General features: G+C 74.3%; 12 protein-coding genes. 5 read left to right on the top strand and 7 right to left on the bottom strand.

The features are described from left to right. Positions 1-82 precede the first annotated feature (82 nt). The gene (locus K7640_RS08125; RefSeq protein ID WP_255608380.1) at positions 83-1,732 is read right to left on the bottom strand and encodes a fatty acid--CoA ligase; all 1,650 of its coding nucleotides are present in this window, start codon (positions 1,730-1,732) and stop codon (positions 83-85) included. Positions 1,733-1,788: 56 nt separating this feature from the next. Between K7640_RS08125 and K7640_RS08130 the strand changes: the two genes are divergently transcribed. Further along, entirely contained in the window at positions 1,789-2,280 is a 492-nt protein-coding gene (locus K7640_RS08130) for an NUDIX domain-containing protein (protein ID WP_222954089.1), read from the top strand. Positions 2,281-2,333: 53 nt separating this feature from the next. Here K7640_RS08130 and K7640_RS08135 read toward each other — a convergent pair whose 3' ends face one another. After that, positions 2,334-3,269 carry a DMT family transporter gene (locus K7640_RS08135; RefSeq protein WP_222954090.1) on the bottom strand — a complete coding sequence of 312 codons (936 nt, stop codon included), beginning with the start codon at positions 3,267-3,269 and terminating at the stop codon, positions 2,334-2,336. A gap of 83 nt (positions 3,270-3,352) precedes the next feature. Here K7640_RS08135 and K7640_RS08140 point away from each other — a divergent pair, with 83 nt between their 5' ends. Beyond that, positions 3,353-4,237, top strand: a complete 885-nt coding sequence (locus tag K7640_RS08140) for a LysR family transcriptional regulator (protein WP_222954091.1) — start codon at positions 3,353-3,355, stop codon at positions 4,235-4,237. A 144-nt stretch (positions 4,238-4,381) separates the two neighbouring features. Here K7640_RS08140 and K7640_RS08145 read toward each other — a convergent pair whose 3' ends face one another. Both K7640_RS08145 and K7640_RS08150 read right to left on the bottom strand, forming a co-directional pair. Next, positions 4,382-6,055, bottom strand: a complete 1,674-nt coding sequence (locus tag K7640_RS08145; RefSeq protein WP_222954092.1) for an MDR family MFS transporter — start codon at positions 6,053-6,055, stop codon at positions 4,382-4,384. 111 nt (positions 6,056-6,166) lie between these two features. Then, entirely contained in the window at positions 6,167-6,724 is a 558-nt protein-coding gene (locus K7640_RS08150) for a type 1 glutamine amidotransferase domain-containing protein (protein WP_222954093.1), read from the bottom strand. Positions 6,725-6,913: 189 nt separating this feature from the next. Between K7640_RS08150 and rfaE2 the strand changes: the two genes are divergently transcribed. Then, the gene (gene rfaE2, locus K7640_RS08155) at positions 6,914-8,917 is read left to right on the top strand and encodes a D-glycero-beta-D-manno-heptose 1-phosphate adenylyltransferase (protein ID WP_222954094.1); all 2,004 of its coding nucleotides are present in this window, start codon (positions 6,914-6,916) and stop codon (positions 8,915-8,917) included. After that, the gene (locus K7640_RS08160) at positions 8,914-9,792 is read left to right on the top strand and encodes a glycosyltransferase family 2 protein (protein ID WP_222954095.1); all 879 of its coding nucleotides are present in this window, start codon (positions 8,914-8,916) and stop codon (positions 9,790-9,792) included. The genes rfaE2 and K7640_RS08160 overlap by 4 nt, the downstream gene beginning before the upstream one ends. 138 nt (positions 9,793-9,930) lie before the next feature. On the opposite strand, the gene K7640_RS08165 is transcribed toward K7640_RS08160, so the two are convergent. From K7640_RS08165 to K7640_RS08175, 3 genes are read right to left on the bottom strand one after another with little or no spacing between them, the layout of a single operon-like run. After that, on the bottom strand, positions 9,931-11,031 hold the full coding sequence (locus K7640_RS08165) for a glycosyltransferase family 9 protein (protein WP_222954096.1): 1,101 nt from the start codon (positions 11,029-11,031) through the stop codon (positions 9,931-9,933). A gap of 5 nt (positions 11,032-11,036) precedes the next feature. Continuing rightward, positions 11,037-11,579: an Hsp20/alpha crystallin family protein gene (locus K7640_RS08170; RefSeq protein ID WP_222954097.1), complete on the bottom strand. Its 543-nt coding sequence runs from the start codon at positions 11,577-11,579 to the stop codon at positions 11,037-11,039. Then, positions 11,576-12,079 carry a DUF2231 domain-containing protein gene (locus tag K7640_RS08175; RefSeq protein ID WP_222954098.1) on the bottom strand — a complete coding sequence of 168 codons (504 nt, stop codon included), beginning with the start codon at positions 12,077-12,079 and terminating at the stop codon, positions 11,576-11,578. The genes K7640_RS08170 and K7640_RS08175 overlap by 4 nt, the downstream gene beginning before the upstream one ends. Positions 12,080-12,242: 163 nt before the next feature. On the opposite strand from K7640_RS08175, the gene K7640_RS08180 reads away from it, so the two are divergent. Beyond that, complete coding sequence (locus K7640_RS08180; protein ID WP_222954099.1) at positions 12,243-12,860, top strand: pyridoxamine 5'-phosphate oxidase family protein; 618 nt, start codon at positions 12,243-12,245, stop codon at positions 12,858-12,860. Positions 12,861-12,942: the final 82 nt, after the last annotated feature.

The following is a 12,942-nucleotide window of genomic DNA, read 5'->3' on the forward strand; positions in this document are numbered from 1 at the left end:
GCCTCTGGGGAGGGATGTCCTGCAGAACCACGTCCCTGACCATTCAGGCGACCCCCGCGCGAAAAGTGTTACACCGCCGTCGTCACGGCGCGGCGAGCTCCCGTACGGTCAGGTCACCCTCGGCGTACCGGGACCGGACCACCTTCTTGTCGAACTTGCCGACGCTGGTCTTCGGCACCGCGTCGATGACCGCCCAACGCTCGGGCAACTGCCACCGGGCCACCGAGCCGGCGAGGAAGTCACGCAGCTGCTCCGCGCCCACCTCGGCGCCCTCCCGGAGCACCACCGTGGCGAGTGGACGCTCACCCCAGCGCTCGTCCGGCACCCCCACCACGCAGGCCTCCACCACGTCCGGGTGGGCCATCAACGCGTTCTCCAGCTCCACCGAGGAGATCCACTCGCCACCGGACTTGATCACGTCCTTGGCCCGGTCGGTGAGGGTGATGAAGCCGTCCGGCGAGAGCGTGCCGACGTCCCCGGTCCGCAGCCAGCCGTCGCGGAACTTCTCGGCGTCCGGGGCGTCGTCGCCGACGTACCGTGCGGCCACCCACGGGCCGCGGACCTCCAGCTCGCCGACGGACGTCCCGTCGGCGGGCAGCGGCTCGCCCAGCGGGCCGACGATCCGGGCCTGCACGCCGGCCGGCACCCGGCCCTGGGTGTACCGGTAGCGCCAGGCCTCCTCGCCGGTCGCCCCGGCCGGCGGCCGGGAGACCGAGCCGAGCGGCGACATCTCGGTCATCCCCCAGGCGTGCACCACCTCGATGCCGTGCCGCTCGGAGAACGCGTGCATCAGCGCCGGCGGGCACGCCGAGCCGCCGACGATGACCTCCGTCAGCGAGGAGGTGTCCACGTCGTGGGCGTCCAGGTAGCTGAGCAGGTCGGTCCAGATGGTCGGCACCGCCCCGGCCAGGGTGGGCCGCTCGGCGGCGATCATCGCGGCGATCGGCTCGGCCTGGAGGAACCGGTCCGGCATGATCAGCGACGCGCCGGAGAGGAACGCCGCGTACGGCAGACCCCAGGACATCGCGTGGAACATCGGCACGATGGCCAGCTCCCGGTCGGTCGGCCCGAGCCCGAAGCCCTCCGGCATGCAGATCTGCAACGAGTGCAGGTAGATCGAACGGTGCGAGTAGGCGACCCCCTTGGGGTTGCCGGTGGTCCCGGAGGTGTAGCAGAGCGCGGCCGCGTCCCGCTCGTCCACCTCCGGCCAGTCGTAGCGGTCCGGCCGCCCGGCCAGCAGCTCCTCCCACCGGTGTACGGCCACCCGGTCACCGGTCGCGGCCAGCAGCGGCGCCGGGTCGCCGCCGCCGACCACCACCACGTGCCGCACCGTGGTCATCGCGCCGATGGCCTTCGCCAGCAGCGGGATCAGCGTCGAGTCGACGATCACCACCCGGTCCTCGGCATGGTTGGCGATGTAGCTCACCTGGTCGGGAAAGAGCCGCAGGTTGAGGGTGTGCAGCACCGCGCCCATGCTCGGCACGGCGAAGTACGCCACCAGGTGCTCGGCGTTGTTCCACATGAAGGTGGCGACGCGCTCGTCGCCGGTCACGCCCAGCTCCTCGCGGAGCGCGTGGGCCAGCCGGGCGGCCTGGCGGCCCACCTCGGCGTACGACATCCTGCGGGGCTCGGCGCCGGTCCAGGTGACCACCTCCGCCGTGCCGTGCACGGTGGAGCCGTGGTCGAGGATCCGGGCGATCTGGAGGGGGGCGTCCATCATCGTGCTACGCATGGGTAACAAGCTAGTGTCGCCGGTCACACCAGCGGAACCCCCGTAAGTTGGGCCGGGTGAGCATCTCCTGGGCCGACTCGTACGTCGGGCAACTGCGCGCCCTGGCCGGTGACCGCACGCTGATGTTCGTCGGCGCCCGCGCCGTGGTCCGCGACAACGCGGCCCGGGTGCTGCTGATCCAGCGCTCGGACAACAACCAGTGGGCCCTGCCGGCCGGCGCGATGGAACTGGGCGAGTCGATCGCCGACTGCGCGGTCCGCGAGGTCCGGGAGGAGACCGGCCTCCGGGCGCTGCGGGTCGCCGCGTTCGCCCTCTACACCGGCCCGGACCGGACCCACACCAACATGTACGGCCACACCTACCAGATCTTCACCACCGCCTTCCGGGTGGAGGAGTGGGACGGGGAGCTGGCCCGGTTCACCGACGAGACCGTGGACGCCGGCTTCTTCCACCGGGACGCGCTGCCCACGCCGCTCTCCGCCAGCGTGCTGGAAACCCTCGCCGACCTGGACGTCTTCGAGCAGACCAACCGCCTCATCCTCAAGTAGGCAGGTAAGGAAGGGTCCCCTGTTAACGCATTCTGCATAGCAGGGGCCCCCTGTTAACACCTCGTCCCGGCCGCGGCCTCCGACTCCTCCGGCACCGGCTGCGCAGGCCCGGACGTCCCGCCGGGCGGCAGCGTGGGGCGGTCGGCCGGCGGCCGGGCGCCGGAGCGCTCGGCGCCGATCCCCGCGACCACCACGAACGCGATGCCGGCCACCGCCCCCGGCCCGGGCACCTGGCCCAGCGCGGCCAGCCCGACGACCAGGGCGATCGCCGGTTCCAACGCCATCAGGGTGCCGAACGCGGCGACGGTGAGCCGGCGCAGCGCGAGCAGTTCGAGCACGAACGGGATCACCGGCAGCAGCAGGGCCAGCCCCAGCCCGGCCAGGAGCACCTGCCAGGTCAGCTCGCCGAGCACCGACGGGCCGGCGACGCCGGTGGCGACCACGGCGGCCACCGGCATCGACACGGCCAGGCCGCGCACCCCGGAGACCTCGTCGCCCACCCGCTGGGTGAGCAGGATGTACGCCGCCCAGCAGACCGCCGCGCCGAGCGCGTACGCCGCCCCGACCGGGTCGATGCCGCCGTGCCACGGCTCGGTGAGCAGCAGCACCCCGGCCGCCGCGAGCGCCGGCCAGAGCTTCGCGCCGCCCCGGCCGCGGGCCACCGCCACGCCGAGCGGCCCGAGGAACTCCAGCGCGCTGGCGGTGCCCAGCGGCAGCCGGGCCACCGCCGCCATGAAGAGCAGGGTGACCCCGGCCGTCACCACGCCGAGCGCCACGCAGGCCCGCAGGGCGGACCGGCTGAACGCCGACGGACGCGGCCGGACCAGGACCGCGAGCAGCACCCCGGCCCAGGCCAGCCGCAGCCAGGCGGCACCCTCCGGGCCGACCCGGTCGAACAGCCCGACCGAGGCGGCCAGCCCGAGCTGGACGCAGATCATCGAGGCGACGGCCATGGCGGTGCCCGACCGGGCGGGGGTGGAACTCGTCATGCCACCAGTAGAGCCACCGCCGACCGTTCGCGTCCACGTGCTATTTCTGGACGATCCGTTCGGTGAGAGTGAACAATGGCCGGATGGACCTGCGTCGCCTGCGCCTGCTGCGCGAACTGGCCCGGCTCGGCTCGATGCGCCAGGTCGCCGACGAGCTGCACGTCACCACCTCGACGGTGTCCCAGCAGCTCGCCGTGCTGGCCCGGGAGGTGGGCGTCGAGCTGGTCGAGCCGCACGGGCGCCGGGTCCGACTCACCCCCGCCGGCCGCCGGCTCGCCGAGCACGCGGTGACCATCCTGGCCGCCGTCGACGCCGCCCGGCTCGACCTGGACCCGCACGCCGAACCGGCCGGCACCGTACGCGTCGCCGGCTTCGCCACCGCCGTCCGGCGCTCGCTGCTGCCGCTCACCACCCGGCTCGCCGCCGACCACCCCCGGGTCCACCTGAGCATCCACGAGCACGAGCCGGCCGAGGCGTACGCGCTGCTCGCGGCCGACGAGGTCGATCTCGCGCTGACCTACGACTACACCCTGGCCCCGGCCCCCGCCGACGCGACGCTGGCGGCCACCCCGCTCTGGTCGGCGGCCTGGCACCTCGGTGTCCCGGCCGGCACACCGACGCCCCCGGCGGGCGACTCGCCGACGGTCCTCGACCGGTTCCGGGCGACCGACTGGATCGTCAACTCGCGCAACACCGCCGACGAGGTGGTGGTCCGCACCATCGCCTCGATGGCCGGCTTCGAACCCCGGGTCACCCACCGGGCGGACAGCCTCGAACTGGTCCAGGATCTGATCGTCGCCGGGCTCGGGGTGGGGCTGCTCCCCGCCGACCAGCCCACCGCGCCCGGCGTACGCCTGCTGCCGCTCACCGAGCCGGCGGCGCTGCTGCGCGCGTACGCCGTGGTGCGCCGGGGTCGCGCGGCCTGGCCGCCGCTGGCGCTGATCCTCGGCCTGCTCACCGGGCCCTGACCGGCACAAGATCCGCGCAACATCAGGGAAGCTGCTGCCTACCGGCCGGCGGAGGCAACAACTTCCCGGAAACTGCCGCCGGACCCGGACCCGGGCCCGGACCCGGCACCCGGGCCGGGCACCCGGGCCGGGCACCCGGCGGCCTCACAGCATGGTCTGCGACTTGGCCTCCATCTCGGCGGCGGCCTCGTCCTTCGACTCCTTGGGCAGCGGCTTACCGCCCGGCGCGGCGGCCTTGCCGCCCAGCGGGTCGGCGCCGCCGGTGGCGCCCTGCGGACCGGCACCGCGCAGCTCGCGGTTCGGCAGGGCCAGGGTGACCAGCACGGCCAGGATGGCGATCAGGCCGGTGGTCAGGAAGACCAGGTGCAGCGACTCGACGAAGGACGCCTGGATCGCGGCCCGGACCGGGCCGGGCAGGGCGAGGATGGTGGCCGGGTCGTTGATCGAGATGTTGGTCCCGCCGGCGGCGGCCACGGCGGCCCGCTGGTCCGGCGGGAGCTGCCCGATGGCCGCCGGCAGCCGGTCCGCGAGCTGGCCGCTGAGCTGGGACGACAGCAGCGCGCCGAGGATGGCCACGCCGAACGAGCCGCCCAGCGAGCGGAAGAACGTCGCCGACGAGGTGCCCGCGCCCAGGTCCCGGGGGGCCACCGCGTTCTGCACGGCCAGGATCAGCGACTGCATGCACAGCCCCAGCCCGACGCCGATCACCACCATGTAGCCGAACGCCAGCCAGAGCGAGGTGTCGACCTGGAGTTGCCGGAACAGCAGCATCCCCGCGACCAGCACCGCGGAACCGGCCACCGGGAACCACTTGTACCGGCCGATCCGGCTCATCGCCCGGCCGGTGAGGATCGAGGTGACGATGATGCCGGCCATCATCGGCAGCATCAGCAGACCGCTGCGGGTCGGCGAGGCGCCCTTGACGATCTGGAGGTAGAGCGGGATGAAGATGATCGACCCGAACATCACCAGACCGAGCACGAAGCCCGCCGCGTTGGCCAGCGCGAAGGTGGCGCTGCGGAACAGCCGCAGCGGCAGGATCGGCTCGGCGACCCGGGCCTCCTGGAGCACGAAGAGCGTGCCCAGCACCGCGCCCGCGACGAACAGCCCGAGGATCAGCCCGGAGCCCCACGGGTAGGTGGTGCCGCCCCAGCTCAACGCCAGCAGCACGCAGCTCACCCCGGCCACCAGCAGCGCCGCGCCCAGCCAGTCGATGGCGTGCTCCCGGCGCTGGAACGGGATCAACCGCATCACGTGGTAGCAGACCACGATCGCCAGGATCGCCAGCGGCACGTTGATATAGAAGATCCACCGCCAGTTGGTCTCCGCGAAGTAGCCGCCCACCAGCGGGCCGGCCACCGACGACAGGCCGAAGACCGCGCCGAACAACCCCTGGTAGCGGCCCCGCTCCCGGGGCGACACCACGTCCGAGATGATGGTGAAGGCCAGCGTCATCAGGCCACCCGCGCCGATGCCCTGCACGCCCCGGGTGACGATCAGCTGGGTCATGTCCTGCGACAGGCCGGCCAGCAGCGAGCCGACCAGGAACGTACCGATCGAGAAGAGGAAGACCGGCCGCCGCCCGTACAGGTCGGCCATCTTGCCGTACAGCGGGGTGGAGGCGGTGGAGGCGAGCAGGTACGCGGTCACCACCCACGAATAGTGGTCGATACCGCCCAACTCGCCCACGATGGTCGGCAACGCCGTACCGACGATGGTCTGGTCGAGCGCGGCCAGCAGCATGCCGGTCATCAGACCGAACATCAGCAGGCGGATCTGGCGGGCATTGAGCACGGGGGTGCCGGCGTGGACGGTCATCCGGCCTTCTTTCCCGCATGGGCGGGAACATGCGTCCCTCCGGACCCGAATCTCCCGGAACGTGAGCCGGCGGCGTCGTGGGTTGCGCCACGACGCCGCCGGCACACCCGATCACCGGGCCGGGTGCTTCCCTTCGCCGAACTCCTCGACGATCTTGGCGCAGAACGCCGGCAGGTCGTCCGGCTTGCGGCTGCTGACCAGCCCGTTGTCGGTCACGCACTCCTCGTCCACCCAGCTCGCCCCGGCGTTGGTCAGGTCGGTGCGCAGGCTGGGCCAGGAGGTCATCCGCCGGCCACGGACCACACCCGCCTCGATCAGCGTCCACGGGCCGTGGCAGATCACGCCGACCGGCTTGCCGGCGTCGAAGAACGACCGGACGAATCGCACCGCGTCCGGGTCGGTGCGCAGGAAGTCCGGATTCGCCACGCCGCCCGGCAGCACCAGGGCGTCGTACGCCCCGGCGTCCGCCTGCGCCGCGGTCACGTCGACGTCGTACGTCTTCGACTGGTCCAGGTGGTTGAACGACTGGATCGAGCCGGGCTTCAGCGAGACCAGCTCCACCGCCGCTCCGGCCTGCTCGACCGCCTCGCGCGGCTGGACGTACTCGACCTCCTCGACGCCGTCGGCCGCGAGGAAGGCGATGCGCTTGCCTTGCAGGGTCGTTGCCATGTGCGTACTCCTCTCCGGGGTGATCCTGGAATCGTTCCCGGCGCGGGTTGCCCGAAACGCCCCACTCGGGGTGGGCGCCGCCACCCCGCCGCGGGCCTCGGTCCGGCACGCGCGCGCTGCCCGATCCGTCCCGACGCCGGTCGATCCCGCGCAGGTTTGACCCGACCGCTCCCGGGGACCCCGGAGGGCATGGCAGGAGCAGCAGCGGAACAGCGCCGGCTCGCCACCGTCGTGGAGAGCTGGCGGGAGCGTGCCGTCCTGGTGGTAGGCGACGCGATGCTCGACGAGTGGCGGTTCGCGGAGTCCGACCGGCTCTGCCGCGAGGCGCCGGCCCCGGTGCTCACCCTGCGCCGGCGCATCTCCGCCGCCGGTGGGGCGGCCAACACGGCGGTGAACGTCGCCGCGCTCGGCGGCCGGGCGGTGCTGGTGGCGCCGGTCGGGGCGGACGTGGCCGGCGACGAACTGCACGACTGCCTGGACCGGGCCGGCGTCTGGGACCGCACGGTCGGCCAGCCCGGCCGGCCCACCCCGGTCAAGCGCCGGATGCTCGCCGGCAACCAGATCCTGCTCCGCGAAGACTCCGGCGACCCGGACGACCCGCTCGACGCCGACGGCGTGGCCCGGCTGATCACCGCCCTGGAGTGCGCGACCGAGGAGCTGCGCGCCGCCGCCGGCGGGGCCCCGCCCACCCTGGTGGTCTGCGACTACGGGCTGGGTGCCCTGCCCGAGGTGGTGCGCGCCTGGCTGGTCGCCAACCGCGACCGGTACGCCACCGTCGCGCTCGACGCGCACGACCTGGCCGACTGGCACGGCCTGTCGCCGACCGTGGTCACCCCGAGCTTCGCCGAGGCCACCCGGCTGCTGGCCCGGGCCGCCGCCGTCGGCTTCGGCGCCCGGGCGGACGGGCACCCCGGCACCGGCCTGCACCTGAACCACCCCGGGTCGGACCGGGACGACGACGGCCCGTCCGAGCTGAGCGTCGGCGCGGCGCCCGCCGAACGGTTCGTGCCCGACGCGGGACGGGTCGACCCGAACGGGCCGTGGACCACGCCGGCGGCGAACGGCCACCGGTCGGGCGCCCCGACCGGTGAACCGACCCCGGCGGAGGACCGGGTGGCGATGACCGGGGACGGGCTCAGCGTCACCGGCACCGGGGTCACCGTGAACACCGCCGCCGGGGACGGCGTGGACCGGGCGGTGCTGGCCGAGGCCCGCCTCGCCGAGCTGCGCGCGCACACCGGCGCCGACGTCGTGGCGGTCACCCTCGACACCGAGGGCGCGGTGGTCGGCGACGCCGAGGGTACGCCCCGGCGCAGCCACAGCACCCCGGTGCCGGCGAGTCACGCGGTCGGCGCGGGCGACGCGTACCTCGCGGCGATGACGCTGGCCCTGGCGGCCGAGGCGCCGCTGCCGACCGCCGCCCAGCTCGCCCAGCTGGCGGCCACCGTCACGGTCGCCGACACCGGCACCTGCGTGTGCCGCCGGGAGGATCTGCTCGACGCGCTCGGCGCGCCCGGCGGCGACCCGGACAGCCCGGTCGTGGTGGACGCGGACGAGCTGGGCAGGCTGGTCGCCGAGCAGCGCGCCGGCGGGCGGTCGATCGTCTTCACCAACGGCTGCTTCGACGTGCTGCACCCGGGCCACGTGCGCTATCTGGAGCAGGCCCGGGCGCTGGGCGACCTGCTGGTGGTGGCGGTCAACTCGGACGGCAGCGTCCGCCGCCTCAAGGGCCCCGACCGGCCGGTGAACCCGGTGGAGGACCGGGCCACCATGCTCGCCGCGCTGTCCTGCGTGGATCACGTGGTGGTCTTCGAGGAGGACTCACCGGCCGCGCTGATCGAGGCCGTCCGGCCCGACGTGTACGTCAAGGGCGGCGACTACCCGCCGGAGATGGTGCCCGAGGCGCCGCTGGTCCGCCGGCTCGGCGGGCAGGTCCGCACCCTCGGCTACGTGCCGGACCGGTCCACCTCCGCCATCATCGACCGGATCCGCGCGCACACCCCACTGGCCGACGGCCCCGCCCGCCGCGACGACGTCCAGCTCGACGGCGCCGCCCGCCGCGAGGACGCCGCCCACCGCGACGGCGTCCACCGGCACGGCGACCTCGCCCGCCGCGACGGCGTCCAGCGCCACGAGGCGCCCGCCGACCGCGACGGGGTCACCGCACCGGTGACGGGCAGGCGCCGACCGTGAACCGACCGCTCGACCCCGACGCCCCCGACCGGTTCCGTGCGCCGCGCTCGCTGGACGTGCTGATCCCCACCCGCAACCGTCCCGCCGAGCTGGCGGTCACCCTCTCCGGGCTGGCCGCCCAGGACGGGGTGCCCGGGTTCGGCGTGGTGGTCAGCGACCAGTCCGACGGCGAGCCCGCGTACGCGCACCCGGCGGCGGCCACCATGGTCCGGGCGCTGCGCCACCGGGGGCACCCGGTGCTGTTGACCCGGCGGCTGCCCCGGCGCGGGCTGGCCGAGCACCGGGCCTACCTGCTGGACGCCTCGACGGCCCGGTACGTGCTCTGCCTCGACGACGACGTGTGGCTGGAACCGGGCACGCTGCGCCGGCTGGTCACCGCGATCGAGGAGCTGGGCTGCGGTTTCGTGGGCAACGCGGTGCACGGCCTGTCGTACGCCGAGGATGTACGCCCGGAGACGCACGGGCACTACGAGGAGTGGGACGGTCCCCCGGTGCCGGAGCGGGTCCGCCCCGGCACGGCCGAGTGGCACCGGGCCGCCCTGCACCCGGCGGCGAACCTGCTGCACGTCACCGAGAAGCTCGACCTGCCGGCGGGCACGTGGCGGGCGTACAAGGTCTCCTGGATCGGCGGCTGTGTGCTCTACGACCGGGCGAAGCTGGTCGACGCGGGCGGCTTCGGCTTCTGGCGCCGGCTGCCCGAGCGGCACCAGGGCGAGGACGTCGCGGCCCAGCTCGCGGTGATGGCCCGGTACGGCGGCGCGGGCGTGGTGCCGAGCGGGGCATACCACCTGGAGTCGCCGACCACGGTCACCGAGCGGGAGGTGGAGGCGTGGGAGGTCGTCCTCGCCGACTCCGACGCCCCGCAGCCGGCCTGACCGGCACAGCCCACCGACCGGCACGGCCCACCTGACCGGCGCGGCCCACCGACCGGCGCGGCCCACCTGGCCGGCGCCCCGGCGGGGTGTTAACAGGGGGCCCCGCCTCTACCGGAGGCGTTAACAAGGGCACCCTCCTTACCGCAGGTCGGCGGCGGCTTCGAGGACCTCGGCGACGGGGACGTCGGTGACGAACGAGTCGCGGTGCGCGCAGCCGCTCTCCCCCGGTCGGTGCGGATAGATGTCGCGGGTGCAGTCGACGCCGCACACCGGGCAGCGGGTCGTCCAGGACGCGATCGGCCGGTGCCGGGCCCGTAGCGGGGTGGCGCCGTTGATCAGGTTGCCCAGCCAGTAGATGCCGATGGTGCTGGTGCCCACCGCGCCGGCCAGGTGCAGCGGCCCGGTGTCGTTGGAGATCACCAGCGCGCAGTCGGCGTAGCAGGCGGCCAGCCCGCCCAGGCTGAGCGTGCCGACCTCGGCGCGCACCGGCACCCCGGCCGAGGCGACCACCCGGTCCACCGTCTCCTGCTCACTCGGCGTGCCGGTGACCAGCACCTCGTACCCGTCGCCGGCCAGCGCCCGGGCCACCTCGCCGAAGCGTTCCGGGGGCCAGCGCCGGCGGGTGTCGGAGGCCCCGGGGTGCAGCGCGATCCGGGGCCGCTCCGGCGCGCCGAGCACCCGCCGGGCCTCCGCGCGGTCGGCGTCGGTGACGGCCAGCGCCGGGATGACGGTGGTCGCCGGGGCGCCGACCAGGGCCACCGCCTCCAGGTAGCGGATCACCTCGTGCTGGTAGTAGACGTACCGGATCCACCGGTCCAGCGGCGGCGCGTCCTCGGCCCGCAGCCCGGCGGTGACCCGGGCGCCGAGCCCGGCCACCACCGGATTGGAGTTGCCCCCACCGCCGTGCAGCTGCAACGCCAGGTCGAAGCGTTCCTCGCGGGCCGCGGCCAGGAAGTCGGCCAGCCCGTCCTCCGCCTCGCCCGCCTCCGGCGCCCGGATCCCGGGCGCCGGAGGCACCACCAGGACCCGGTCCACCGGGCCGGGGCGGTCGCGCCAGAGCTTCGCGTGCCACGGCGCGCCGAGCAGCACGATCTCCGCCGCCGGGTACGCGGCCCGCAGCGACTCCAGCGCCGGCAGGGTGAAGATGAAGTCACCCAGCGCGTTGGCGCGCAGCACGGCGATCCGCGCGACGTCGGGCACGGGCTCGGCGACCGGGCCGAGCAGGGACGGGCTGACCATGCGGGCTACGGCCGGTCGATCTCGTCGGCGGTGGTGTCGGGGTGGTGCAGTTCCCGGTCGGCGGCCGGGTCGGCGATCGGGGCGCGCCCGTTGGCACGCGGGCCGGTGCGCCCGACGGTGATGGTGCGCGGGGCGGCCCGGCGGGCCCGGGGCAGGTGGACCCGGAGCAGGCCGTGGTCCATCACCGCGTCGATGGCGTCCGGGTCGACCCGGGACGGCAGGTCGATCCGGTATTCGAAGCCGCGGGTCTCGAAGCCGCCGGGGATGCCCTGTTCGGCGTTGACCTCGGCCTCCGACCGGGCCCGTACGCACAGCTCCCGGTCGTCCAGCTCGACGGCGACCTCCTCCGGTGCCACCCCGGGCAGCCGGACGATCACCTCCCAGCCGTCCCCGGACTCGGTCAGCTCGACGTCCGGGGAGCTGCCCCGCCCGCCGCCGACCAGCCGGCTCAGCTCGGACCGCAGCGACTGCAACTCGCCCATCGGGTCCCAGCCCTGCTGCCGGCCGCGCCAACCACGGCCGAAGCCGGCTCCACTCTGCTCCGTCATCGCACGTCTCCGCTCCGCTGGGCGGCCGGGGGCCGCAGTGAACTGGGCGCGTCCAGATGGGCGTCGCGATCGACGCCGACGCCGAGCCGGTCGACCAGTTCCCCGCCGAGCCACGCGCTGATGCCCAGCAGTGCCAGGCCGACCACCTCGATCGCGATCAGCGCGCCACCCGCCGCCCGGGACTCGGCGTTGAGCCGGACCACCCAGACGGCGGCGAAGAGCAGGATGACCGCGAGGTTGGCGGCGGCGTGGCTGACCCCGACCCGCTTGGCGCGGGTGCCGGCCGGGATGGCCAGCAGGTCGAACGCGCCGGCCACGGCGGCCAGCAGGCCGCCGATCAGGCCGACGGTGATGTTCCAGTACGCCACCTCGGCGAGGAAGTCGGGGCCGCCGACGGTGTCGACGATGTCGAAGATCGTCCCGGTGACGAAGAGGGCCACCGGGAACATCACCAGCATGGGATGCACGGGATGGCCCAGCACCTTCAGTCGGCTCTCCATCCCCGCCTCCACGGTTTTCACATCCGGGCGCGCTGCGAGTGAGGCGGTACCCGTGCGGTCCATGGGCAAACCTCGCGCTCGACGCGCTCTCCTAGGCTGATCCCGGCGCCGTCCGGCACCCGGCCGGCTCGCCACCATGGTCAACGGCCGCAGGGAGGTTCACGTGACGGTGGAGATCACCTCGCCCGAGGAGCTGCGCGAGCTGCTGGGGGCGCCGATGCCCCGCTCGCTGGCCAAGGAGCGCACCGTGTTGCACGAGCGGGACCGACAGTGGCTGGCCGCGTCGCCGTTCTGCCTGGTCGCCACCGCCGGCGCGGACGGCAGCTGCGACGTCTCACCGAAGGGCGACCCGGCCGGCTTCGTGCAGGTGCTCGACGAGCGGACGATCGCCGTTCCGGAGCGGCCGGGCAACCGGCGCGCCGACGGCTACCGCAACATCCTGGACAACCCGCACGTCGGGCTGATCTTCCTGATCCCGGGGCGCACCGACACGCTGCGCATCAACGGCCGGGCCCGGCTGGTGCGGGACGCGCCGTGGTTCGACCGGATGGTGGTCAAGGGGCACCGCCCGGTGCTGGCCGTGGAGGTGACCGTCGAGCAGATCTTCTATCACTGCGCGAAGGCGTTCCTCCGCGCCGAGCTGTGGCGGCCGGAGACCTGGCGGCCGGAGGCGCTGCCGCCGCGCCCACGGCTGGTCAAGGAGGTCGAGACGCCCGCGGAGAGCCTCGCCGACCTGGAGCGGCACTACGGTCCGGACTATCTGAAGACCCTGTACGCCTGATCCGTCCCGGCCACCCCCGGCCGGACGTTTCAGCCGGCGGCCGAGGGTACTGATTCCTCTGAACGGCCCACCGCGCGCTGCG

Source organism: Micromonospora sp. PLK6-60, from assembly GCF_019890675.1.
In the GTDB taxonomy this organism is placed as follows: Bacteria; Actinomycetota; Actinomycetes; order Mycobacteriales; family Micromonosporaceae; genus Micromonospora.

Bases quoted from the DNA above. Each gene is read 5' to 3' on its own strand.
- K7640_RS08150 (WP_222954093.1), bottom strand. From the start codon at position 6,724: ATGGCAACGACCCTGCAAGGCAAGCGCATCGCCTTCCTCGCGGCCGAC.
- rfaE2 (WP_222954094.1), top strand. From the start codon at position 6,914: ATGGCAGGAGCAGCAGCGGAACAGCGCCGGCTCGCCACCGTCGTGGAG.
- K7640_RS08125 (WP_255608380.1), bottom strand. From the start codon at position 1,732: ATGCGTAGCACGATGATGGACGCCCCCCTCCAGATCGCCCGGATCCTC.
- K7640_RS08170 (WP_222954097.1), bottom strand. From the start codon at position 11,579: ATGACGGAGCAGAGTGGAGCCGGCTTCGGCCGTGGTTGGCGCGGCCGG.
- K7640_RS08175 (WP_222954098.1), bottom strand. From the start codon at position 12,079: ATGGAGAGCCGACTGAAGGTGCTGGGCCATCCCGTGCATCCCATGCTG.
- K7640_RS08135 (WP_222954090.1), bottom strand. From the start codon at position 3,269: ATGACGAGTTCCACCCCCGCCCGGTCGGGCACCGCCATGGCCGTCGCC.
- K7640_RS08140 (WP_222954091.1), top strand. From the start codon at position 3,353: ATGGACCTGCGTCGCCTGCGCCTGCTGCGCGAACTGGCCCGGCTCGGC.
- K7640_RS08145 (WP_222954092.1), bottom strand. From the start codon at position 6,055: ATGACCGTCCACGCCGGCACCCCCGTGCTCAATGCCCGCCAGATCCGC.
- K7640_RS08165 (WP_222954096.1), bottom strand. From the start codon at position 11,031: ATGGTCAGCCCGTCCCTGCTCGGCCCGGTCGCCGAGCCCGTGCCCGAC.